This is a genomic window from Streptomyces sp. NPDC030183 (genome assembly GCF_055573455.1).
On record NZ_JBVIBK010000019.1, the window covers coordinates 138889 to 159539 of the forward strand.

Sequence of the window (20651 nt, forward strand, 5' to 3'; positions counted from 1 at the left end):
GCCGGGGTCGCGGGGCGCGACTGGTGGCAGTGGTGGGGCGTGGCGGGGGCGCCGAACGTACGGCGGCCGTGGCCGCTCAGCCCTTCGCCGCGTCGTACTCCTCGCGGGCCTTCTCGATCGCGGTCATGCGCTCGGCGGTCCAGCTGGCGAGGGCGCGGACCTGTTCGGCGGCCTCGCGGCCGAGCGGGGTGAGGGAGTAGTCGACGTGGGGCGGGATGACCGGCTTGGCGTCGCGGTGGACGATGCCGTCGCGCTCCAGCGTCTGGAGGGTCTGCGTGAGCATCTTCTCGCTGACCCTGCCGATCTCCCGGCGCAGCTCCCCGAAGCGGTAGGAGCGGTCGAGCAGGGCGATCAGGACGAGGGTGCCCCAGCGGCTGGTGATGTGCTCCAGGGCGACGCGCTCCGGGCACATCGTGACGCCGTCGGCCACCGTGCGGGCCCGTTCGACGAGGCTGACCTCACTCACTGCCATGTCCGTACCCTACTTCGAGGCTGGCACTTTCGCCGAGTTAGTGCCCGTTTCCACGATCCGTGACGGCCCCCTGCGCCGGTGCATCCGCAGCGACACCGCCGTGATGCCGATGGCGGTCGCCGTGAGCGCCCCGCCCGCCCAGGCCGTCGACGTGAATCCGAACCCCGCGTCGATGACCGCGCCGCCCAGCCAGGGCCCGCCGGTGTTGCCGAGGTTGAACGCGGCGGTCGTGGTGGCACCGGCGAGGGTGGGGGCCGCCCCGGCGACGTTGAACATCCGGGCGTTGAGCGCGGGTGCCGTGTAGAAGCAGGAGACGCCGAGGAGGAAGGAGAGCAGGACGGCGGCGACGGCGTACGAGGCGAGGAGCGCGAGTGCGACGAGGAGGACGGTGGAGGCCGCTATGCCGGTGAGCAGCACCCCGAAGAGGTGCGCGTCGGCGATCCGCCCGCCGACCGCCGTGCCGATCAGCGCGCCCACCCCGAACAGCGCGAGGACCGTCGGCACCCATCCGTCGTCGAGTCCGGCGACGTCGGTGAGCAGCGGCGCGAGATAGCTGAACGCGCAGAACACGCCGCCGGCGGCGAGCGCCACGACGGCGATGGAGAGCCAGACCTGCGGCTCGCGGTAGATGCGGGCCTCGGCGCCGAGCCGGGGGCGCTCGGCGGGCAGCGGGATGGCCGGGACGAGCGCGGCGACCCCTACCAGGGCTATCGCCGACGCCACGGCGACCGCCCAGAACGCCGACCGCCACCCGAAGTGCTCCCCGAGGAAGGCGCCCGCCGGAACGCCCAGCACGTTGGCGATCGACAGTCCGCCGATCATGATCGCGAGGGCGCGGGCCCGCGCGGTGACGGGCACCATCGCGACGGCGACGGCGGCCCCCACCGCCCAGAACCCGGCGCACGCGAGCGCGCTCACGACGCGCGAGGCGAACAGCACGGCGTAGTTGGGGGCGAGGGCGCCCGCGACCTGTCCCACACCGAAGACGGTGATCAGTGTGATGAGGGTCGTCCGGCGCGGCAGCCGCAGCGTCGCCACGGCCAGCAGCGGCGCGCCGACGACCATGCCGATCGCGAACGCCGAGATGAGGAGCCCCGCGCGAGGGATGGACACGTCCATGTCCTCGGCGATCGGCGGCAGCAGCCCCGACAGCATGAACTCACTCGTACCGAGCGCGAAGACGGCGAGCCCGAGGACGTAGACGGAGAGCGGGACACGGTTACCCGGCTGGGGAGCGGGACGGTGGCGGGAACGGTCACGGTCTGCGGCGGCGTCGGAGGACATATACAACGCCAACCGAGGGCGTGGCGGTGGCATTCCCCGGGGGCTCAGCCCGTCAGCCCGTCAGCCCGTCAGCTCGCTCAGTTCCGCCCGCAGGTTCGCGCGGGACCGGGCCTCCCACTCCTGCCGCCCGTAGGGGGTTCTGAAGAGGTGGGGCAGGGTGAGGAGGTGGCGGAGTACGGCTGCCCGGCCCTCGCGGAAGGCGTCGTCGGGGACGAAGCCGTACTCCTCGCGGACGGCGGCGGCGTACGCCGCGTACGCGTCCGGGGGCGAGGCGAGGATCGCCAGGTCGGCGTCGCAGAGGACCTGGCCGTTGGGGTCGTCGTCCGCCGGGTCGTGGGTGACGGTGAGCCGCACCAGCCGGGCCACCTCCGCGACCTTCTCCGCCGGTACCCCGGCCTCCGGCAGCGCCCGCTCGGCGAGCCGCGCGGAGCGCTCCTCGTTCGTCGACCGCTCCGGCAGGTACACCGCGTCGTGGAACCAGGCGGCCAGCCGTACGAGAGCCGGGTCCGCCGCGTACTGCTCCAGCATGTCGACGCGGTCCAGCACCGCCCTGAGGTGATCGAGCGTGTGGTACTTCCGCTGGGGCTCGGACCACCGCTTGATCAGGTTCGCCGCGTAGGGGAGCGGGTCCGGGCGGGACGCGCCGTCACGGGCGGGGAGCAGGGCCTGGAGCCAGCGGTCTTCCAGCGGGTCGAGGGGCATGGGGGCATTCTGCCGTGGCGGGCGTCCGCCGGATCCCCCGACCTTTGGCAGGCTTCACCCGGGGCAGCCCCTCGGCCCAGGGGGGGGCGTCGGAGCTGCCCGAGGTGCGGCGTGCCGGGTGCAGCAGGGGCCTACTGCTTGTAGAAGGTGGCGTCGGCCCGCGCCGTCGTGGTGGTGGGGGCCTGGACGTACAGCAGGTAGTTGTAGTGGCGTATGTAGCGGCCCGGGAAGGTGAACGACTCGTACGAGACGCCGGCGGAGTCCGCGAGACCGGCCCGCTCCATGTAGGAGGCGTCACCGGCGAACTGTGCCGTTCCGTCGTTCTTCTCCACCCACACCTCCCCGTTCTTCTGCCGCAGGTAGTAGCCGGGGAAGTTCGCCGACTCCAGGGAGACGGTGCCGCTGCCGGTGAGTCCGGTGACGACGCGGAACTGGGAGTCGGCGAGCGGGGCGACGTTCGCCTCGATCCTGGCGCGGTACTCCCAGTGCCGGATGAACCGGTCGGGGAAGTTGTAGGAGGAGAGCCGGATCGGGGTGAGGCCGTCCGCGACCGGGATGCCGAAGTCGGGGGTGCCGTCGGCCTTCCAGTAGATCTTCTGGACGCGGGTGCGGCGGTTGGGGTCGTTGAGCGGGGAGCCGCTGATGTCCTTGTAGCTGCGGTCGTGGTAGACGAGGATGTCCGACTTGCCGTCCTCGGAGACCGTGAACTGGTTGTGCCCGGGGCCGTACTGGCTGGTGGCGGCGAAGCTCGCGAACACCGGGCCGGTGCTCTTGGCCCACGACGAGGCGCTGAGCAGGTTGGCCGTGGCGGACGCGGTCAGCATGCCCATGCAGTAGTTGGAGTCGGTGGCGCTGGCCGAGAAGGTCATGAAGACCTTGCCGTTCTTCTGGATCACGGCCGGGCCCTCGTTGACCGTCTCCCCTCCGGCGGTCTCCCATGCGGCGGTCGGCCGGCTGAGCATGACCGGGGCGCCGGTGATGGTCCACGGGTTGGACATCTGCGCGAGGTAGATGTTGGTGCCGCGACCGACGGCCGGGTCGTTCTGCGCCCAGGCGAGATAGCGGGTGCCGTTCACGTCGAAGGTCGTCGCGTCCAGCGAGAAGGTGTCCAGCGGCAGCGCGATACGGCCCTTCACCGTCCAGGTGCCCGTGATCGGGTTCGCGTCCGCGCACTCCAGGACGTAGGGCCGGATGTGCCAGACGTTGTTGGCGTCACCGGCGGCGAAGTAGATGTACCACTTGCCACCGATGAAATGGATCTCCGGGGCCCAGATGTAGCCGCCCATCGTGCCGGTGGCGGGCCTGGTCCAGATGGTCGTCTCGGTGGCCGAGGTGAGCCCCTGGATCGTGGTGGCCCGGCGCAGCACGATGCGGTCGTACGCCGGCACGGTCGCGGTGAAGTAGTAGAACCCGTCGGTGTGCTTGAAGATGTGCGGGTCGGCCCGCTGCTCGGCGATGGTGTTCGTGTACGTCACGCCGGGTGAGGCGGGCACGGCGGCGCGGGCGGTACCGGCCGAGATGCCGGTGAATGCGGCTGCTGCGGAGCCGGCCATCAGGCCGAGGATGGTCCGACGGGTGAATTCAGGTCCCACTGATTACTCCCTTGGTGCTGGCGGCGATGCGGAAATACCACCTTCTCCCCTCGTCGGTATTTCGAACACCGTTCGCAAGTTCGGCCAAAAGCTAGGTTCTGTTCCTGCGCCAGTCAATGCTTTCGGCCAAGGCGTTTTCTGGCCTGTGAGCCCCGGTCGCCTCACCGGATCACTCAGATGAGCTCCCGGCCCGCCGCCGCGACGAACGCCGACCAGGCGGCGGCGCCGATGAGCAGCACACCGCCGGTGGGGTTCTTGCTGTCGCGGACGGGGAGGAGGCCGGGGAGGTCGTCGGAGACTTCGACGCACTCCGCGCTGGTTCCGCCGCTGTAGCTGCTCCTACGCCAAGTCACGGTCCTCAGATCGGGAGCAATGCGCATCCTCGTACTCCTTGGCCGCCTGCTCGATCAGATGGAGGGACGAGCCAGGCGACAGCGCCGAACCCCCAAGCAGATCGTAGGTCAGCGTGGAACGGGTCACCACAGCCGGATCGTCGAACAGGCGGCCCGTTTCGGACGCTTGGTTGTAGACGATGGGAGGGGCGTCCTCGAAGGTCATCAACTTGAAGATGCCTTCCATGCCAGCGTTCGCCCTCTCCGCCAGCGGCAGTACCTGCACGATGATCCGGTTCCGTCGGACCATCGCCGCGATGTGCCGGAGCTGCTCCGCCATCACCGCCGGGCCGCCCACCGGGCGCCGTAGCACCATCTCGTCCAGGACCGCCCAGTACCGCGGCCTCCTCGGGTCGCCGAAGATGTGCGCGCGGGCCTTGCGGGCGGCGACCCGTTCCTCCACCACGTCCTCCGTCAGGACCGGGTCGTACGCTCGCACCACCGCCCGCGTGTACCCCGCCGTCTGGAGCAGCCCCGGTACCAGGATCGGCGCCCAGTCCCTGATCGTCTGGGCCAGGCCCTCGAACTCCACCACGTCCGCGAAGTGATGCTCGTACGGGGACTTCCGCGCGGCCTCCAGGTTCCGTGTGAAGAACCCGTCCGCGTCCAGCACTTGGTCCGCCATCCTCGCGAACTCCGGCTGCATCCGCCGTACCCCCGCCTCCAGCATCCCCACGTACGCACCGCTGATGAACATCGCCGCCCCCAGCTCCTCCTGGGTCATCCCGGCCCGCTCGCGGCGGTGGCGGAGTTCCGCGCCGTACAGGGCGCGGGTGGACTGCGACGGGTCGAGGGTCTTCGTGTTGCTCATCGGACGACGTCCTCTCTGACAGCCGGTCTTGTCGGGCCTGCGCCGCCCGAGCGTAGATGCGGAGCGTGGCCGGATGTGAGCGAATCGTGAGGGGCGGACCCAACGGGCGGGGTTGTTGGTAAATTGGACTAGACCTGTTGCCGCCCGCTGTCGTCGTACGACGTGCCCGAACCGGAAGGGGCCCCATGGCCACGCCCGTCCTCCTTGAGGTCATCGCCCTGGACGCCAGGGACGCCGTCGCCGCGCAGACCGGCGGAGCCGACCGGCTGGAGCTGGTCGCCGACATGCGCGCCGACGGGCTGTCCCCGTCCGTGCGGACGTTCGCCGAGGTGCGGGCGGCCGTGGACATCCCGGCGCGGGTGATGCTGCGGCTCGCCGACGGGTTCGCGGCGGGGGACGCGGACGCGCTCGTGCGGGTCGCGTGCGACATGCGGGCGGCCGGGGCGGAGGAGTTCGTGCTGGGGTTCCTCGACCCGCTCGGTGAGCCCGACCTGTCCGTCATCGGACGGCTGGTCGCCGAACTCGACGGCTGCCGCTGGACGTTCCACCGCGCCATCGACCGCGCCGCCGACCGCGAGGGCCTGCGCAAGCGGCTCGCCGACCTGCCGGGGCTGGACACGTATCTCACGGCGGGCTCGGGGGACGGCGTCGACGCCGGACTGCCGACCCTGCTCGCGGAGGCCGCGCGGCGCGGCGAGCCCGGCTTCGGCGCGCGGCTCATGGTCGGCGGCGGTCTCCGCCTCGACCATCTGCCCCGCCTGCGCGCCGCCGGCCTCGACGCCTTCCACATCGGCGGCGCCGCACGGCCCGGCGGCTGGGACGCGCCGGTCGACGCCGACGCCGTAAGGGAGTGGCGGACCGCGCTGGACGCGGGCGTCGGCAGCGCGGTGGCCCACTGAGGGCACCGCCCGAATGCCGGGGTGCCCGAACGTCGGGGCGCCCGAAGGCCGGGGCGCCCGAATGCCGGGGCGCCCGAATGCCGAGGTGCAGGTGGGTCGGCGGGGCCCGTCCGTCAGCGGGGGTCCGCCGGCAGCACCGCCGACCGGGTCCGGCCGCCCGGTGTCCCGTGCAGGTCCTCGTGCAACCGGGCCAACAGCGGCGCCAGTTGCGTGCGGGTCAGCTTGCGGACGCGGCCCTCGTACGTCCACGCCGTGACGGCCGTGGGGTCGAGGTGCACGATCTCCGGTGTCCAGTCGGAGCGGAAGCGGATGACGGCCCGCAGGAGCAGCGTCCACCGCAGGCGGTTCGGGGACTCGAAGCCGGGCAGGGGCGGGAAGCGCGGCGGCTGCCAGTCGGGGCCGTGGACCCGGCGCAGCTCCTCCGCCCGCTCGGTCAGTACCCGCTCGGCGGCGGCCCGGAAGTCCTCGTACGCCTCCCGCACGTCGTACAGGTCCGAGCCCCGCTCGGCGTACAGCATGACCAGCACGGACTCGGGTCGGCGCAGCCGCATCACCTCCGTCAGCTCCCACAGCGTGCCCTCGCTGGTGCCCGCCACGAGGAGCACCAGGCGGGCGTCCGTGATGAGGGAGGTGACGGTGGGCTGCCAGTCGTGCAGGGGGAGGTAGAGGCGGCGGCAGCCGGCGAGGGGGAGCGCCTCGTCGGGTTCGCCCACGGCGAGCGGGCGCCCGAACCCGTTGAAGATCCGGCACACGCCCTCCTCCAAGGTGAGGGAACTGCCGTTCACGAGTGCGCCGCCCAGCCCCTGCCAGCGGCTGAACGCGTGCGGCATCGCCCTGCCGGTGACGTCCTCGGTGAAGGGGCGCAGATACAGGACGTACGGTTCGCGCCGGGCCTCCTCCAGCGTGCGGACCACCCGGACGTGATGGCGGCGTCCGTGCCGCCGCAGCGACCTGCCCGCGACCAGCAGGCCCGCGCCCCACAGGCCGCACCCCACGAGGATCAGCAGGTTCAGCCACAGGGGTTGGGCGTCCGGTGACACCTGGATCCAGACGGTGTTCTTCCGCACGGCAGCCATGATGAACACCAGTCCGCCGAAGAACGTGAGGACGAGGCCCACGAGCCGCGACAGGCAGCCCAGCACGGGCCGCTGCCGTCTCCGGGGCGTGCCGAAGGGAGGGAGGACGGCCGGCTGTCCCGGCGAAGGCGGGGGAGGGAGCTGGGAGGTGGGCGGGGGGTGTTCGGTCATGAGAACAGCCGAGCGGACGTGCCGCGCAACCGGCAATCGAACACGGCCCGTTGACGAGCGGAACGGCACCGGATTCCCTCTTTCGTGGCACGCGCGCGTACGTGCCCGTCCGCCGTGCCGACGCCGCGGCCATGCTGAGCCCATGGCAGACCTCCACCACTCCCTGTGGAACTCCGACGTCGCCCCCGACAGCTACACCCCCGCCAATGCCCCGTACCTGGGCATGCTCTTCGAGCAGTACAAGCTCTGCGTCGAGACCGCCGACCGCGTCAGCGCGCGGCGGGGCGCTGCCAACACCTTCTTCCTGTCGCTCAACAGCGCGATCGCCACGGCCATGGTCGCGGGGCTGGGGCCGCGTCCGGGGCGGGTGTCGGTCTGGCTGCTGCTCGCCGGCCTCGTGATCCTCGTCGGGCAGTGCGCGGCGTGGTACCTGATGGTCCGCTCCTACCGCCAGCTGAACACGGCGAAGTGGGCGGTGATCGGCGCGTTCGAGAACCGGCTCCCCGCGTACGCGTACTCCCGCGCGGAGTGGACCGAGCTGGGGGAGGGCGAGGACTGGCGCCGGTATGTGCCTCTGACCCGCCTGGAACAGTGGGTTCCGCCGCTCTTCGTCGCCGCGTACGTGGTGGGGTTCCTGGCCCTGGCGCTCTAGAGCCCCGGACGCGTGGGCCACCGGGCGCGCCCCCGGGTACTTCCCGTCGGAGGGGGCGCGGCATACGATCCGCGGATTCGTTCCAGCCGAGCCAGCCGAGTGGGTGGGGGCCTGTTGATCGCCATCGCCGTGACCGGGCACATGGATCTGACCGGGGCGAGCGTTCCCCTCGTCCGGCGGGCCCTACGGGAGTTCCTCGGGCCGTACGCGGAGGAGGGGATCACCGGGCTGTCGTGTCTCGCCGAAGGCGCCGACTCGCTCTTCGCGGAGGTGGTCCTCGCGCTCGGCGGCCGGCTCGTCGCGGTGATCCCGGCGCGGGACTACCGGGACCGCCTGGCGGACGCCGCGCATGCCGAAACGTTCGACCGGCTGGTCGGGGCCGCGGACGAGGTGTTCGTCCTCGACCACGACAGCGCGGGCGGGCGCGCGTACGAGGACGCCAACCGCGAACTGGTGCGGCGGGCTCACCGGTTGGTCGCCGTCTGGGACGGCGAGACGTCCACCGCCCGGGGAGGCACCGCCACGGCCGTGGCCGACGCCCACCGCGCGGGCCTCCCCGTGGACGTCGTCTGGCCGGCTGGCGCGAGCCGGGAGGCCGAGGGCCGCGCTCCGGACAACGGAGCCGGGCACGGCCCTGGCGGCGGTCCCGTCAGGCGTACGGGTCGAAGGTGATCCCTGGCGGCGGTCCTGTCACGCGTACGGGTCGAAGGTGATCCCCGCCGGCTTCGCCTTCGCCAGGTTGGACTCGAAACTGCCGTCCTTCAGGCCGAAGTTGGCGCTGCCGAAGTCGTAGGAGACCAGCTTCTCGCGGATGCCGGACGGGTAGCCGTTCCAGCCGACGAGCGGCGGGTACTGCCAGGTGCCCTTGTGGTTCTCCGGGGGCTCGTCGCCCGAGCCCGCGAGGCGGAAGCAGTGCGTGCGGATGCCGTCCTTGTGGTAGACGATCTTGGCGTGGGTGCCGTCCCAGCGGACCGACGACGCCGGGTGGACGCTGAAGCCGCCGTGCGCGGACGTCGACACGTACTGCGCGGTGCCGTTCTGCACCCACACGGCCACGTGCTCCCAGTCGTGGCGGTGGCCGCCGATGCTGCTGCCGGCGACCGCCTGGTCCTTCTCGAAGTAGAGGTCGTACAGGATCGCGCACCAGCCGTTGTTGCACTTGGAGCGCGCGTAGCCGTTGGTGTTGTCCAGGTCGGACGCGTCCCGGCAGCCGCCGTTGAGCGCGCCGGTGGGCTTGAGGCCGCCGTTGACCGTGCCGTCGGGGCCGATCGCCGGGGTCGAGTAGCAGCCGTCGGTGTCGTAGTCGTACGCCGGCTGCCATGTCCTCTCCAGCGCCTCCGCGTTGGCGGGCAGGGCCCCGGGCGGGGCGGCGTACGCGCTGCCGGCCACGCCGACGACCAGGGCGAGGGCGCCGCCCACGGTGAACACGGATCTCTTCAGACGACGGGACCTGCCAGAGCGCGGACTTGTCTTCACTGCGACCTCCTGATGACCGCGGCGCGGGGGACGCCCGGGGGCCGGGGTGGGGCACACCGAACGGGGGGGATGGCATGCGCAGGTCAGATTCGCCCTACCGGCGGGTAGCGCACAAGAGTCGGGAGGTGTCGGAGTGATGAAGAATCAAACGTTGTGAACGGCCCGTGACTTGCCGGGCCGACGCGGCGGCGGCGGGTGGCGCGGGGTGACGTGATGTCACATCACGGATCGATATCCGCCACGTAGTTGTTGTGTGCGAAGTCGCCGCGAGAGCCGTCCCGACGATCATTCGGGCCCTGTCCCGCGTGCATAGTTGTCTCCGCCCCAGCCAAGCCGGGGCATGACAAGTTTCAGTCACAGGGGGAACGGCTCCATGCCATTCATACGTCGCCGCGGTCTCGCGGCCGCCGCCGCCGTGATCGCCGCGGTCATGGTCACCACCACCGCATGCGGCAAGACCGACGAGGGCGGCGCCAAGGCCGCGGGCGAGACGACCGCCCAGGCGGACGCCGGCTCGGACGTCGACACCGGCGAGAACGAGGGCGGGGGCGACACCACCATCGGCGGCTACAAGCTGCCCGAGGGCGTGCCCACCGAGCTCTCCGGTGACGCGCTGCAGAAGTGGAAGAACGGCGGCTGGCAGGACTTCGACGACTGGGCCTCCAAGGCGGAGGACTTCGCCAACCCCTACATCCAGGACTTCTGGACCCCCGAGCGCATCGCCGAGGCCAAGGCGCAGATGCCCACGCAGCTGCCCGAGATCGCCGACGCGGGCAACGTGTCGAAGGGGTCGGGCAAGACCACCAGGGTCTGGCTGCCCGACGGCTCGGTGAAGCGGCAGAACGCCTCCAAGGTCAAGGCGACCTACCACAAGAACGCCGCCCCGGTCGGCAAGCTCTTCTTCACCACCCCCCAGGGCTCCAGCGTCTGCTCGGCCGCCGTGGTGAAGGACCCGGCCCACCCCGGCAAGTCCAACCTCGTGTGGACCGCCGGCCACTGCGTCCACGCGGGCAAGGGCGGCGGCTGGTACCGCAACATCGCCTTCGTCCCGTCGTTCAACAACACCGCCCGGCTGAACATCAGCCAGGCGTCCGCCAACTACCGCGCGAGCAACGTCTCCCCGTACGGCCTGTTCTGGGCCGACTGGGCCACCACCTCCGGCACCTGGATCAAGGGCGGCAACGCCAGCCAGGGCACCGTGGCCGCCGCGTACGACTACGCCGTCCTCCACGTGAAGCCGGAGAAGGGCGGCAAGTCCCTTGAGGAGCGCGTCGGTTCGGCGCTCCCGGTGTGGTTCAACGCCCCGGCCGCCAACAAGGTCAAGAACATGAAGGTGCGCGGCTACCCGGCGGAGGCCCCGTACGACGGCTCGAAGATGTACCACTGCCAGGGCGCCACCAAGCGCTTCGTCCTCGGCTACAGCTACCCGAGCGACTACCCGGCCCAGTACATGGTCGGCTGCACCATGAACGGCGGCGCCTCCGGCGGCCCCTGGTTCATGAGCCACAAGGGCCGCACCTACCTGGTCTCCAACAACTCGCTGAGCGACCGCTCCTCGTTCATCACCGGCCCGCGGCTGGGGAAGAACGCCAAGGAGGTCTACCTGGCGACCAGCAACAAGTTCAAGTAAGCCGCCTCGCGCGCGTGCAACGGCCCCCGGTGACCTCGGTCGCCGGGGGCCGCTCCGTGTCGCGCGAGCTGAAGGGCTCGGGGGCCCAGGGGGCGCGCTCAGGCCAGCTGCGGGGGCAGCGGGGCCGCGTGCGTCACGATCAGGCCCGACACCGCACGGGTCAGCGCCACGTACAGGCGGCGCAGGCCCGTCCGCTCGTCCGGCTCCCCGTCGACCACGGCCCGCGGCTCGTCCAGCACCACGTAGTCGTACTCCAGACCCTTCGCGAGGGACGCCGGTACGAGGGTGAGGCGCGTCTCGTACGTCGTCTCCTCACCCGGCGCGAGACAGCCGATCCCGGCCGCCGTGAGGGCCTCGGCCAGCGCCGGTACGCGCGCGTCGGCGGCGATCAGACCGACCGAGCCCTCGTTGCGCAGCAGCTCCTCGCAGGCCGCGATCACCCGGGAGTCGTCCTCGATGGTCCGTACGTCGAAGAACCCCGGGTTCTCCCGGACCGAGGCCACCGGGGTCAGACCGGGCGCGATGTGGGGGAGGAGGCGGGAGGCGTAGGTGATGACGTCGGTCGGCACACGGAAACCGGCGGTCAGCTCCTCGATGTGCGCCTCGGCCTTGCCCAGGTGGGCCAGGGCTTCCTGCCAGCTCCGCGTCGCCCAGGGGGTGGTGCCCTGCGCGAGGTCGCCGAGGACGGTCGCCGAACCGGTGGTGCAGCGGCGGCCCACCGCCCGGTACTGCATGGGGGACAGGTCCTGCGCCTCGTCGAGGACGACATGGCCGAGGGAGTGCGTGCGCTGGACCAGGTCGGTGGCCTCGTCGATCAGCACGGCGTCGGCGGCGGACCACTTGGCGCTCTTCACGCTCCGCGCGGGCTTCGCCCAGAGGATCGTCTTCTGCTCGTCGTCGGTGAGCACCCCGCGCGCGTGCTCGGCGAGGAAGTCGGCGTCGGCGAGCAGCCGCAGGACCAGCTTGGCGGGGTCGACGGGCGGCCAGAGCGCCTTGACGGCCGCCTTCACGGCGGTGTTGCGGGCCACCGCGTCCTGCACCCGGTCGTCGGGCGCCTCACCGGACCGTTCCATCTGCACCAGCACGGCGTGCGCGATCCGCTGCGGCAGGGCGTCGCGGGCGGCGCCGTAGCGGATGTCCCGGTCGAGCAACTCCTTGACGATGTCCTCCAGTTCGTACGCCGGGACGCGCCAGCGACGCGACCCCCGCACCACCACGACGGGCTCGGTGGGCAGGGTGACGTGCGAGCGGACGGCGCGGCGGAGCACCTCGGCCATCCGGGCGTCGCCCTTGACGACGGCGGCGGCCGCCTCGTCGGTCCCCCGCACCTCCACGTGGGCCACCAGGTCGTCGACGGTGGCCTGCTTGACCTCCAGCTCGCCCAGCGCCGGAAGCACCTGCTCGATGTAGTGCAGGAAGGAGCGGTTCGGGCCGATGACGAGGGTGCCGGTACGGGAGAGGCGCTCGCGGTGGGCGTACAGGAGGTAGGCGACCCGGTGCAGGCCGACGGCGGTCTTGCCGGTGCCGGGGCCGCCCTGGACGCAGAGGCTGCCGGACAGGTCCGAGCGGACGATCTCGTCCTGCTCGGGCTGGATCGTGGCGACGATGTCCCGCATCGGGCCGACGCGGGGGCGCTCGATCTCCTGCTGGAGCAGCCTGCTGGTGGCCGCCGCCTCGGCGGGGTCGGAGAGGTGCTCGTCCTCGTACGCGGTGAGGTCGCCGCCGGTGTAGCCGAAGCGGCGGCGCAGCCCGACGTCCATCGGGTCCTTCTTGGACGCCCGGTAGAAGGGCTGCGAGACGGGGGCGCGCCAGTCGATCACCATCGGGTCGCCGTCCGCATCGTGCACATGCCGGCGCCCGATGTAGAACCTCTCGCCCTCCGCGCCCTCGGCCACGTCGGCGCCGGGGGCGTGCAGATAGTCGAGGCGGCCGAAGAAGAGCGGGGTGTCGCTCAGGTCGGCGAGCGCCTTGATCCGCTCGTCGATCTGGCGGGCGAGCACCTCCGCGTTCACCCAGTTCGCGGTCACGTCCCGGATGTCCAGCGCCTCCACGTCCTCCCGCATGGCGCGCAGCGCGGAACGGGAGGCGGCGAGGTGGTCGCGTTCGCGGGTGAGGGGGTTGATCTCTTCGTCGGCGGGCGCGGACAAGGGAGTGCCTCCGGGGGCCTACGGGATCCACGGGTTCCACGGGATCCGGTGGTGGGGGTGGGGTGAGCCGGCCGGTTTCCGTCCGGACGGCGGCGCTCCACGAGCGGGAGGCGGGCAAGGGCGGAGAGTTTAGGCGAGACGAGGGGATCGGGGCCAATGGATTTCCCGACGGAGTCCCGCACGGAGTCCGCATCCCCTAGGGGGTGGATACCTCGGCGGTACTAGGGGACGGCAGGACCTGAGGGTGAGGGGAGGGCTCAGCCAGTTCAATCCAAAGACCGACGCCATCCACAGGCCGGCGTTCCACCATGGATACATGAGTGCAGCGACCTTCATCCCAGCCTCGGCCGCCGGCCGACCCGGTCCGCCGTCCGGTGCGACCGGTCTCGACGACCGCCACAACCGCCACCGTCTCGCGGACGCCCTCCGGGCCGTCAAGGTCTTCGCGGGCGCCGCCTTCGGCGTGATCGTGCTCGGGGAGTACGCGGAGGAAGCGGGCATACGCCGCCCCACCTGACGCACCCCGGCCCAGCGCGACGGGACCCCGGCCCAGCGCGACGGGGCCGCGACTCCGCCTGACCTGATCCCGGCCCACAAGACGCATCGGCCCTTTACAGGCCCCGACGACATCACGTCGGAGCGAGGGCTCACCTGCCCCTTTCGGGGCCCCGCACCGACGCCGCGCGGCCCGCACCCGCTCCGTGTCCGTCCCGCACCAGCCACCGGCCCGGCGCCGGTATCCGCCGCCCGCCTCCGCACTCAGGGCTGCGGCCACCGCCACCGTCGGTCGCACGACGCTCAGCGCATCCCGAGACCATCCCTCCCACCCCCCGCATGGCCGGAGCCGGTTCCCCCCTGGCTCCGGCCATGCACCACCTCGACCACGGGCGCGGGTGGCGGCCTGCGCAGGGACGCCGTCGCCGCCGGGGCGCCGTCACTGCCGGGCGACGGGCGCCGCCAGGCGTCGCGCGGCGCCCGGCCCGGGCATGGCGCGGCGATCCGCTCAGGCGCCGTCCGCGAGGAGTTCGTCGGCGTCCATGATCCGGTAGGCGTAGCCCTGTTCGGCGAGGAAGCGCTGCCGGTGGGCGGCGAAGTCCTGGTCGATGGTGTCGCGGGCGACGACGGAGTAGAAGTGCGCCTGGTGGCCGTCCGCCTTGGGGCGCAGGACCCGGCCCAGCCGCTGGGCCTCCTCCTGGCGGGAGCCGAACGTCCCGGAGACCTGGATGGCGACGGTCGCCTCCGGCAGGTCGATGGAGAAGTTGGCGACCTTGGAGACGACAAGGACGTTGATCTCGCCCTCGCGGAAGGCGTCGAAGAGCTTCTCGCGCTGCGCGTTCGACGTCTCGCCCTTGATCACCGGCGCGTCCAGATGGGCGCCCAGTTCGTCGAGCTGGTCGATGTACTGGCCGATGACGAGGATCTGCTGCCCCGCGAAGCGGCGGACGATCGCCTCGGTCACCCTGCGCTTGGTCGCGGTCGTCGAGCAGAAGCGGTACTTCTCCTCCTGCTCGGCGGTGGCGTAGGCGAGCCGCTCGGAATCGGTGAGGTTCACCCGGACCTCGACGCAGTCGGCGGGCGCGATATAGCCCTGCGCCTCGATCTCCTTCCAGGGCGCGTCGAACCGCTTGGGCCCGATCAGGGAGAAGACGTCCGACTCCCGGCCGTCCTCGCGGACGAGCGTCGCCGTCAGCCCGAGCCGCCGCCGCGCCTGGAGGTCGGCGGTGAACTTGAAGACCGGCGCGGGCAGCAGGTGCACCTCGTCGTAGAGGATGAGGCCCCAGTCGCGGGAGTCGAACAGCTCCAGGTGCGGGTAGACACCCTTCCGCTTCGTCGTCAGCACCTGGTACGTCGCGATGGTCACCGGGCGGATCTCCTTGCGGGTACCGCTGTACTCGCCGATCTCGTCCTCTGTCAGGGAGGTCCGCTTCACCAGCTCGTGCTTCCACTGCCGGGCGGAGACGGTGTTGGTGACGAGGATCAGGGTGGTCGACTTCGCCTGCGCCATGGAACCGGCCCCCACCAGCGTCTTCCCGGCGCCGCAGGGCAGGACGACGACACCGCTGCCGCCGTGCCAGAAGTTCTCCACGGCCTGCTTCTGGTAGGGCCGCAGCGCCCAGCCGTCCTCGTGCAGCTCGATCGGGTGCGCCTCGCCGTCGACGTACCCGGCGAGATCCTCGGCCGGCCAGCCCAGCTTCAGCAGCGTCTGCTTGATCTGCCCCCGCTCCGAGGGGTGCACGACCACGGTGTCCGGGTCGATCCGGGCGCCGACGAGAGGGGTGATCCGCTTCGACCGCAGGATCTCCTCCAGGACCGGGCGGTCGGTGGTGGTGAGGACGAGACCGTGGGCGGGGTGCTTGCTCAGGGTGAGACGGCCGTAGCGGTCCATCGTGTCGGCGATGTCGACGAGCAGCGCGTGCGGCACCGGGTATCTGCTGAACTCGACCAGCGCGTCCACGACCTGCTCAGCGTCATGGCCGGCGGCCCGCGCGTTCCACAGCCCCAGCGGCGTCACCCGGTAGGTGTGGATGTGCTCCGGCGCCCGCTCCAGCTCGGCGAACGGCGCGATGGCCCGACGACAGTCGTCCGCCCGCTCGTGGTCGACCTCCAGGAGCAGGGTCTTGTCGGACTGGACGATGAGTGGACCATTCACGCGCGACACCCTTTCGTTTCGGCCAAACGTCCAGTGTGCCTGATCGTTCCGCCTTTTCGCCGGGCCCGTTCGTCCCGACCCCTCCCCCTAACAGTCTTATTGGATGTCTATTCATTCCGATGAGTGGAGGGAATTCAGATATGAGGCAATGGCTCCCCAAGAATGTTGAACCGTGCAGCCATCCTCCCCAGCCGGTCCGGTCACCCCGTCCGTCTCCCCGCAGGGCACCACCCTCGGCTATGCCCTGTTCGCCACCCGCTGGCTCCAGGCACCGCTGTACTTCGGCCTGGTCGCTGCCCAGGGGGTGTACGTCTACAAGTTCTTCAACGAGCTGTGGACGTTAATCATCAAGTGTGTCGGTGGCAGCGCCACCGAGACCTACGTCATGCTCGCGGTGCTCAAGCTGGTCGACGTCGTCATGATCGCCAACCTGCTGATCATGACCATCGTGGGCGGCTACGAGACCTTCGTCTCGCGCATCGGCCTCCAGGGCCACCGCGACCAGCCGGAATGGCTCTCCCACGTCAACTCCAACGTCCTGAAGGTCAAGCTCGCCACCGCCATCGTGGGCATCTCCTCCGTCCATCTGCTCCAGATGTTCGTGGACGTCCACCACACCTCCCACCACGCACTGCTGTGGGGCACGGTGATCCACATGGCGTTCATCGTCTCGGCGGTGCTCCTGGCGTACATGTCGGGGCCGATGCTCCGCGAGGAGAAGGGCCACGGCCCGCACCCCGCCCCCCACGGCCACCCGCACGGCCCGGCCGACCCGGCCCCGCCCGCGCCCCGGGGACCCGCCGACCCCGAGGGCGCCCACGAACCACCCGGCCCGCCGTGGGACGAGCACCAGGTCACCGGCCCCTTCGTCCCCTTCACCCCGGTCCCGCGACCCGCCCCGCTGCCCATCCCGGCGCAGGCCACCTCGCACGAGAACCACGGGACGCACGAGCGCGAGACGCGCCGGCACGGAACGGGATTCGCACGGGGCCGGACCCGCGCCCTGCCGAGCGAGACGGGCGGCGGGGGCGAGAGCCGGGTGCGCGCCGCCGGGTTCCCCGCCCGCAAGCTGCTGGAGGACTTCGACCCGGACCACCCGCGCAGCTTCGACCGGCAGCTGCTGGCCCGCCTCGGGACGCTGGACTTCATGGCCGACCGGCGCAACGTGGTCTTCGTCGGCGCCCCCGGCACCGGCAAGACGCACCTCGCGATCGGCCTCGGCGTCCGCGCCTGCCAGACGGGGAACCAGGTGCTGTTCGCCACCGCCGTGGAGTGGGCCGCGCGGCTGGCCGGGGCACGGGCCGAGGGCCGCCTCGCCGAGGAACTCTCCGCGCTCGACGCCTGCCCCCTGCTGATCGTCGACGAGGTCGGCTATCTGCCCTTCGACCCCGACACCGCCCGGCTCCTCTTCCAACTGGTCGCCCACCGCTACGAGCGGGCCTCCCTGATCGTCACCAGCGACCGCCCCCTCGGCCGCTGGGACGAGATCTTCGGCGGGGCCGCCCCGGCCCTGGTGGACCGGCTCGCCCACCACGCCGACGTCGTCCGCATCGAAGGGGACAGCTACCGGCTGCGCCGGGCCCCCTCGGCGGGCCGGGTCACTTCAGGAGGCTGACGTTCTGGATGAGCGGCCCCTCCACGGTGAGGCCCTCCCCGACGAGCGTGCCGAGTTCGGGAAGGGGCGGGTTGGCCGCGGCGGGCGAGGCGAGCACACCGACCAGGGCGACGGCGGCGAGGGCGGAGAGCAGGGCGGCGATGGGGCGCATGCGGACCTGTGCACCTTTCGAGCATGGGAGTCGATCTCGATCGGACACAGGGTGGCTGCCCGGCGGCCCCAACCCCGACGCACGCGCCCCCGCGCAATCCCTCATCGGAGGGAAAACCGGGGATGGCCTGCATGAACGGCCGCGTACGCCCGAACGGGTGATCCCGGAGAGACGGTTTGATCGGTTCGATGAGGGGACGCCGGGGCGGCCGCCCGCCGGTCAGAGCGAGTCGTCCGCCAGTTCCGCGACACCGGTGATGCGGTGCAGCGGGAACGTCCGCACCTCGTCCGCCGTGTGGTCGTACGCCGTCACGAAGCCGCCCTCGACGCGCACCGGGGCGATCACGCGCTGACTGGCCGCGCCCTCGGCGTTGACGTAGCCGATCCACAGGGCCTCGCCGGTGAGGACGGCGGCCTGCATGGTGGCGAGGGTCTCGGCGGAACTGGTGCGCGGCAGCGCGCCCGACGGCAGCGGGGCGCCGCTCGCCCTCCGGGGCGCCGTCGAGGCAAGGTCACCGGCGCGGATGGCACGGATCGCGGCGGCCAGCAGGGTGTCGTCGGGGGCCGGCGGACCGTCCGGGACGGGCTCCGGGGCCGTACGGGGCGGGGTGCGGTGCGCCAGAGCCCGGGTGATCAGGACATCCCCCTCCGCGGACTCCGCGGCCGGCGCGTAGCCCATCGCGCGCAGCCCCTCCAGCAGCGCCGCCGGATCCGCCTGCGCGGCGAGCACCGTCGGCGCGAGCCGGCGCAGCCCGAGCCCCTGCGACCGCTTGTCGGCGAGGATCTCGCTGAGCATCGCGTCGTCGTCGCACCGCACATACGCCGAGGCCGCGCCGATCCGCAGATGCCCGTGGCGCCGGGCCACGTCGTCGATCAGATAGGCGAGCGGCTGCGGGACCGGCGTACGGGAGTGGGCCGTCAGGAAGTCATGCAGGTCGGAGGCGGTCTGACCGGCGTCCAGCGCCCGGCGCACCGACCCCGGCGTGAACCGGTACACCGTCGCGCCACCCTTCGACTCCACGTCCGCCACCACGCCCAGCATGTCGGCGAGCGGACGCCGCAACGGGCCCGGCGCGACGGCGGTCAGATCCGCCTGGAGCAGCACGTGGTCGAGCGGCTCGGGCAGCAGCGGCGCGAGCAGCCGGGCGGCACGGGCGGCCGCCGCGGCCCGTTCGAGGACCGGCTCGGGGGACGGTTCGGGCGACGGGAAGGGGGCCGTCGGGGCGGTGACGTGATGGGCGGGCAGCTTGTCGCCCGGGGTCTCCGGCAGATCGGCGGGGGCGGCGGCCCCCGGCGGCAGACCGAGCAGGGCCCGCCCGTGGGAGGACAGCGCCCCCCGTCCGGTGACCCCGAGGGACTCCGCCTCGGAGAGCGTCCAGCGCGCCAAACGGGCCCGCAGATCGTCCGGCTGCCCGCCCTGCGCCTGCGGCGTCCGGCCCTGCTTCGACGCCTGCGGGGCCTGCTCCGCCCGGGTCGGCGGCTGGACGGGCTGCGAGGGCTGCGCGGCTCTGGTGGGGCGCTCCCAGCGCAGGCGGGCCAGCACGGAGTCAGGGTCGGCCGAGGTGCCCTCGGGGAGCCCGGCGAGCAGCGTGAGCACCCGGTGCCGGACCTCCGGCGCGGCCGAACGGTCCAGGCCGGGGCCCAGCGCCGACAGGGTGCGCTCCTTGGCGTCCCGCTCACCGACCACACCCGGCGTACGGGTCGCCGTCAGCCAGGCCGACGCGAGACGCGCCCAGCGCTCCGCCGGGGGCAGCTCCAGCCACTCGTCGTACGCGGGGGTGGCGGCGTACCGCTCGTCGGCCTCGCCGTCCGAGGCCAGCAGGCCCGCGGCGTAGGCGAGCTCCACCCAGAAGGCGGCGACCGGTTCGGGCACGTCGAGGGCGACGGCGGTCCGCTTAAGGTCGCGGACGCTGAGGCCACCCGCCCGCAGCACCGCCGGGCCGCCCTCGTCCCAGTCCTTCAGCAGCTCCTCGACGGTCGCGAGCGCGGTGTACGCCTGCCCGGCCGCCGTCGCGTCCACCACCTGCGGACGGTGCGTGCCCGCCGCCTCCACGGCCGGCGGCACCGGCTCGACCCGCCGGTGCGCCCGCCCCGCCCGCAGATGCAGGGCGACCTCGCGGGGGATGACGACCGTGCCGGGAGCGGTGGGCAGCAGGAGACCGCGGTCGAGGAGCCAGCGCAGGTGCGGCGCGGGGTGCGCGGTGACCTGGCCGTAGGGCGGCCCCCACACCAGACGGGTCAGCACGTCGAGAGCTTCGGCGGGCGCGTGGCCGAGGAGCGCGGCCATCCGGTGCCGGTCGGTGAACAGGCCGGTGAGGGAGGCGACGGCGGACACCGAGTCGTGTGTGCCGGCCAGGCCCGCCGCCGCGACGATCTCCTGCACCCGGCCCGGCGACATGCCCGCCGTCGCCTCGCCGACGGTCGGGCCGAGGCCGGTGGGGGACGGGTGCTGCGGCGACGGCGCGAGCAGCTCACGGGCCGTGCGGACGAGGCGGAGCCGGGTGTCGGGGCCCCAGACGAGAGCCTGTTCGCGCAGCGTGCGGACCGCGCGGGGGAGAGCGGCGGCGACGGCCGGATCGGGCTCGTCGCCCGCCATGAGGCCGAGCAGTTCGTCGTACGGGGCCGGGTCCGCGGCGACGGCCAGGGCCTGGGCGGTCTGGAGGGCGAACCGGTCCAGGCGTTCCAGGGCACGGACCACCGAGGCACGCGTACCGGCGCGGGTCGCCAGCTGTGTCAGGTCCGTCGGCACGGGGGTGATCAGGTCCGGGCGGGCCCGGAGCAGCGCGGCGAGCGAACGGTCGTCGCGACCGCGGAGCGCTTCCGCGAGAGAGCGGGGGGCTCCGCCGGGCGCGGGGGATCCGGGTGGGCCGGGGGCCGTGTCAGCTCCGCCGGGGGATGCCGGCTGCGTGGGGCTGTGCTCCTCGGTGCTCAT

Annotated in this window: 18 protein-coding genes; 6 read left to right on the forward strand and 12 right to left on the reverse strand. The window is 72.3% G+C overall.

Translation table 11 applies throughout. The features are described 5' to 3' along the window. Positions 1-76: 76 nt before the first annotated feature. The 6 genes from ACZ4Z2_RS23550 to ACZ4Z2_RS23575 all read right to left on the reverse strand — a co-directional run bounded on the left by ACZ4Z2_RS23550 (position 77) and on the right by ACZ4Z2_RS23575 (position 5253). Positions 77-472: a winged helix-turn-helix transcriptional regulator gene (locus ACZ4Z2_RS23550; RefSeq protein WP_468078614.1), complete on the reverse strand. Its 396-nt coding sequence runs from the start codon at positions 470-472 to the stop codon at positions 77-79. A 9-nt stretch (positions 473-481) separates the two neighbouring features. Continuing rightward, positions 482-1756, reverse strand: a complete 1275-nt coding sequence (locus ACZ4Z2_RS23555; protein ID WP_468078615.1) for a Cmx/CmrA family chloramphenicol efflux MFS transporter — start codon at positions 1754-1756, stop codon at positions 482-484. Positions 1757-1816: 60 nt separating this feature from the next. Then, positions 1817-2458: an HD domain-containing protein gene (locus ACZ4Z2_RS23560; RefSeq protein ID WP_468078616.1), complete on the reverse strand. Its 642-nt coding sequence runs from the start codon at positions 2456-2458 to the stop codon at positions 1817-1819. 131 nt (positions 2459-2589) lie between these two features. After that, on the reverse strand, positions 2590-4011 hold the full coding sequence (locus tag ACZ4Z2_RS23565) for a family 43 glycosylhydrolase (RefSeq protein ID WP_468078669.1): 1422 nt from the start codon (positions 4009-4011) through the stop codon (positions 2590-2592). Positions 4012-4223: 212 nt separating this feature from the next. Continuing rightward, positions 4224-4430, reverse strand: coding sequence for a DUF397 domain-containing protein (locus tag ACZ4Z2_RS23570; protein ID WP_468078617.1), 207 nt, complete (start codon positions 4428-4430; stop codon positions 4224-4226). Continuing rightward, positions 4390-5253, reverse strand: a complete 864-nt coding sequence (locus ACZ4Z2_RS23575; RefSeq protein WP_468078618.1) for a helix-turn-helix domain-containing protein — start codon at positions 5251-5253, stop codon at positions 4390-4392. Before ACZ4Z2_RS23575 ends, ACZ4Z2_RS23570 begins: the two co-directional genes overlap by 41 nt. Before the next feature lie 185 nt (positions 5254-5438). Between ACZ4Z2_RS23575 and ACZ4Z2_RS23580 the strand changes: the two genes are divergently transcribed. Continuing rightward, complete coding sequence (locus tag ACZ4Z2_RS23580) at positions 5439-6152, forward strand: copper homeostasis protein CutC (protein WP_468078619.1); 714 nt, start codon at positions 5439-5441, stop codon at positions 6150-6152. 113 nt (positions 6153-6265) lie between these two features. On the opposite strand, the gene ACZ4Z2_RS23585 is transcribed toward ACZ4Z2_RS23580, so the two are convergent. After that, positions 6266-7399 (reverse strand): hypothetical protein, encoded by a 1134-nt coding sequence (locus ACZ4Z2_RS23585; RefSeq protein ID WP_468078620.1) that lies wholly within the window; start codon positions 7397-7399, stop codon positions 6266-6268. Positions 7400-7541: 142 nt separating this feature from the next. On the opposite strand from ACZ4Z2_RS23585, the gene ACZ4Z2_RS23590 reads away from it, so the two are divergent. After that, on the forward strand, positions 7542-8051 hold the full coding sequence (locus tag ACZ4Z2_RS23590) for a RipA family octameric membrane protein (protein ID WP_468078621.1): 510 nt from the start codon (positions 7542-7544) through the stop codon (positions 8049-8051). Between the two features lie 114 nt (positions 8052-8165). Next, positions 8166-8723, forward strand: coding sequence for a hypothetical protein (locus tag ACZ4Z2_RS23595; RefSeq protein WP_468078622.1), 558 nt, complete (start codon positions 8166-8168; stop codon positions 8721-8723). An 18-nt stretch (positions 8724-8741) separates the two neighbouring features. Here ACZ4Z2_RS23595 and ACZ4Z2_RS23600 read toward each other — a convergent pair whose 3' ends face one another. Next, positions 8742-9479: an NPP1 family protein gene (locus ACZ4Z2_RS23600; protein ID WP_468078623.1), complete on the reverse strand. Its 738-nt coding sequence runs from the start codon at positions 9477-9479 to the stop codon at positions 8742-8744. 421 nt (positions 9480-9900) lie between these two features. Here ACZ4Z2_RS23600 and ACZ4Z2_RS23605 point away from each other — a divergent pair, with 421 nt between their 5' ends. Next, entirely contained in the window at positions 9901-11157 is a 1257-nt protein-coding gene (locus ACZ4Z2_RS23605; protein ID WP_468078624.1) for a trypsin-like serine peptidase, read from the forward strand. A 98-nt stretch (positions 11158-11255) separates the two neighbouring features. On the opposite strand, the gene ACZ4Z2_RS23610 is transcribed toward ACZ4Z2_RS23605, so the two are convergent. Continuing rightward, positions 11256-13304: a HelD family protein gene (locus ACZ4Z2_RS23610; RefSeq protein ID WP_468078625.1), complete on the reverse strand. Its 2049-nt coding sequence runs from the start codon at positions 13302-13304 to the stop codon at positions 11256-11258. Positions 13305-13620: 316 nt separating this feature from the next. Here ACZ4Z2_RS23610 and ACZ4Z2_RS23615 point away from each other — a divergent pair, with 316 nt between their 5' ends. Beyond that, positions 13621-13821, forward strand: a complete 201-nt coding sequence (locus ACZ4Z2_RS23615) for a hypothetical protein (protein ID WP_468078626.1) — start codon at positions 13621-13623, stop codon at positions 13819-13821. Between the two features lie 486 nt (positions 13822-14307). Here ACZ4Z2_RS23615 and ACZ4Z2_RS23620 read toward each other — a convergent pair whose 3' ends face one another. Further along, on the reverse strand, positions 14308-15954 hold the full coding sequence (locus ACZ4Z2_RS23620; protein ID WP_468078627.1) for a DNA repair helicase XPB: 1647 nt from the start codon (positions 15952-15954) through the stop codon (positions 14308-14310). Positions 15955-16126: 172 nt separating this feature from the next. On the opposite strand from ACZ4Z2_RS23620, the gene istB reads away from it, so the two are divergent. Beyond that, on the forward strand, positions 16127-17569 hold the full coding sequence (istB, locus tag ACZ4Z2_RS23625; protein ID WP_468078628.1) for an IS21-like element helper ATPase IstB: 1443 nt from the start codon (positions 16127-16129) through the stop codon (positions 17567-17569). On the opposite strand, the gene ACZ4Z2_RS23630 is transcribed toward istB, so the two are convergent. Both ACZ4Z2_RS23630 and ACZ4Z2_RS23635 read right to left on the reverse strand, forming a co-directional pair. Next, a complete protein-coding gene (locus ACZ4Z2_RS23630) occupies positions 17553-17720 on the reverse strand; it encodes a hypothetical protein (RefSeq protein ID WP_468078629.1) in 168 nt (55 codons plus the stop codon). The genes istB and ACZ4Z2_RS23630 overlap by 17 nt on opposite strands. Before the next feature lie 219 nt (positions 17721-17939). Further along, positions 17940-20651, reverse strand: coding sequence for a helicase-associated domain-containing protein (locus ACZ4Z2_RS23635; RefSeq protein WP_468078630.1), 2712 nt, complete (start codon positions 20649-20651; stop codon positions 17940-17942).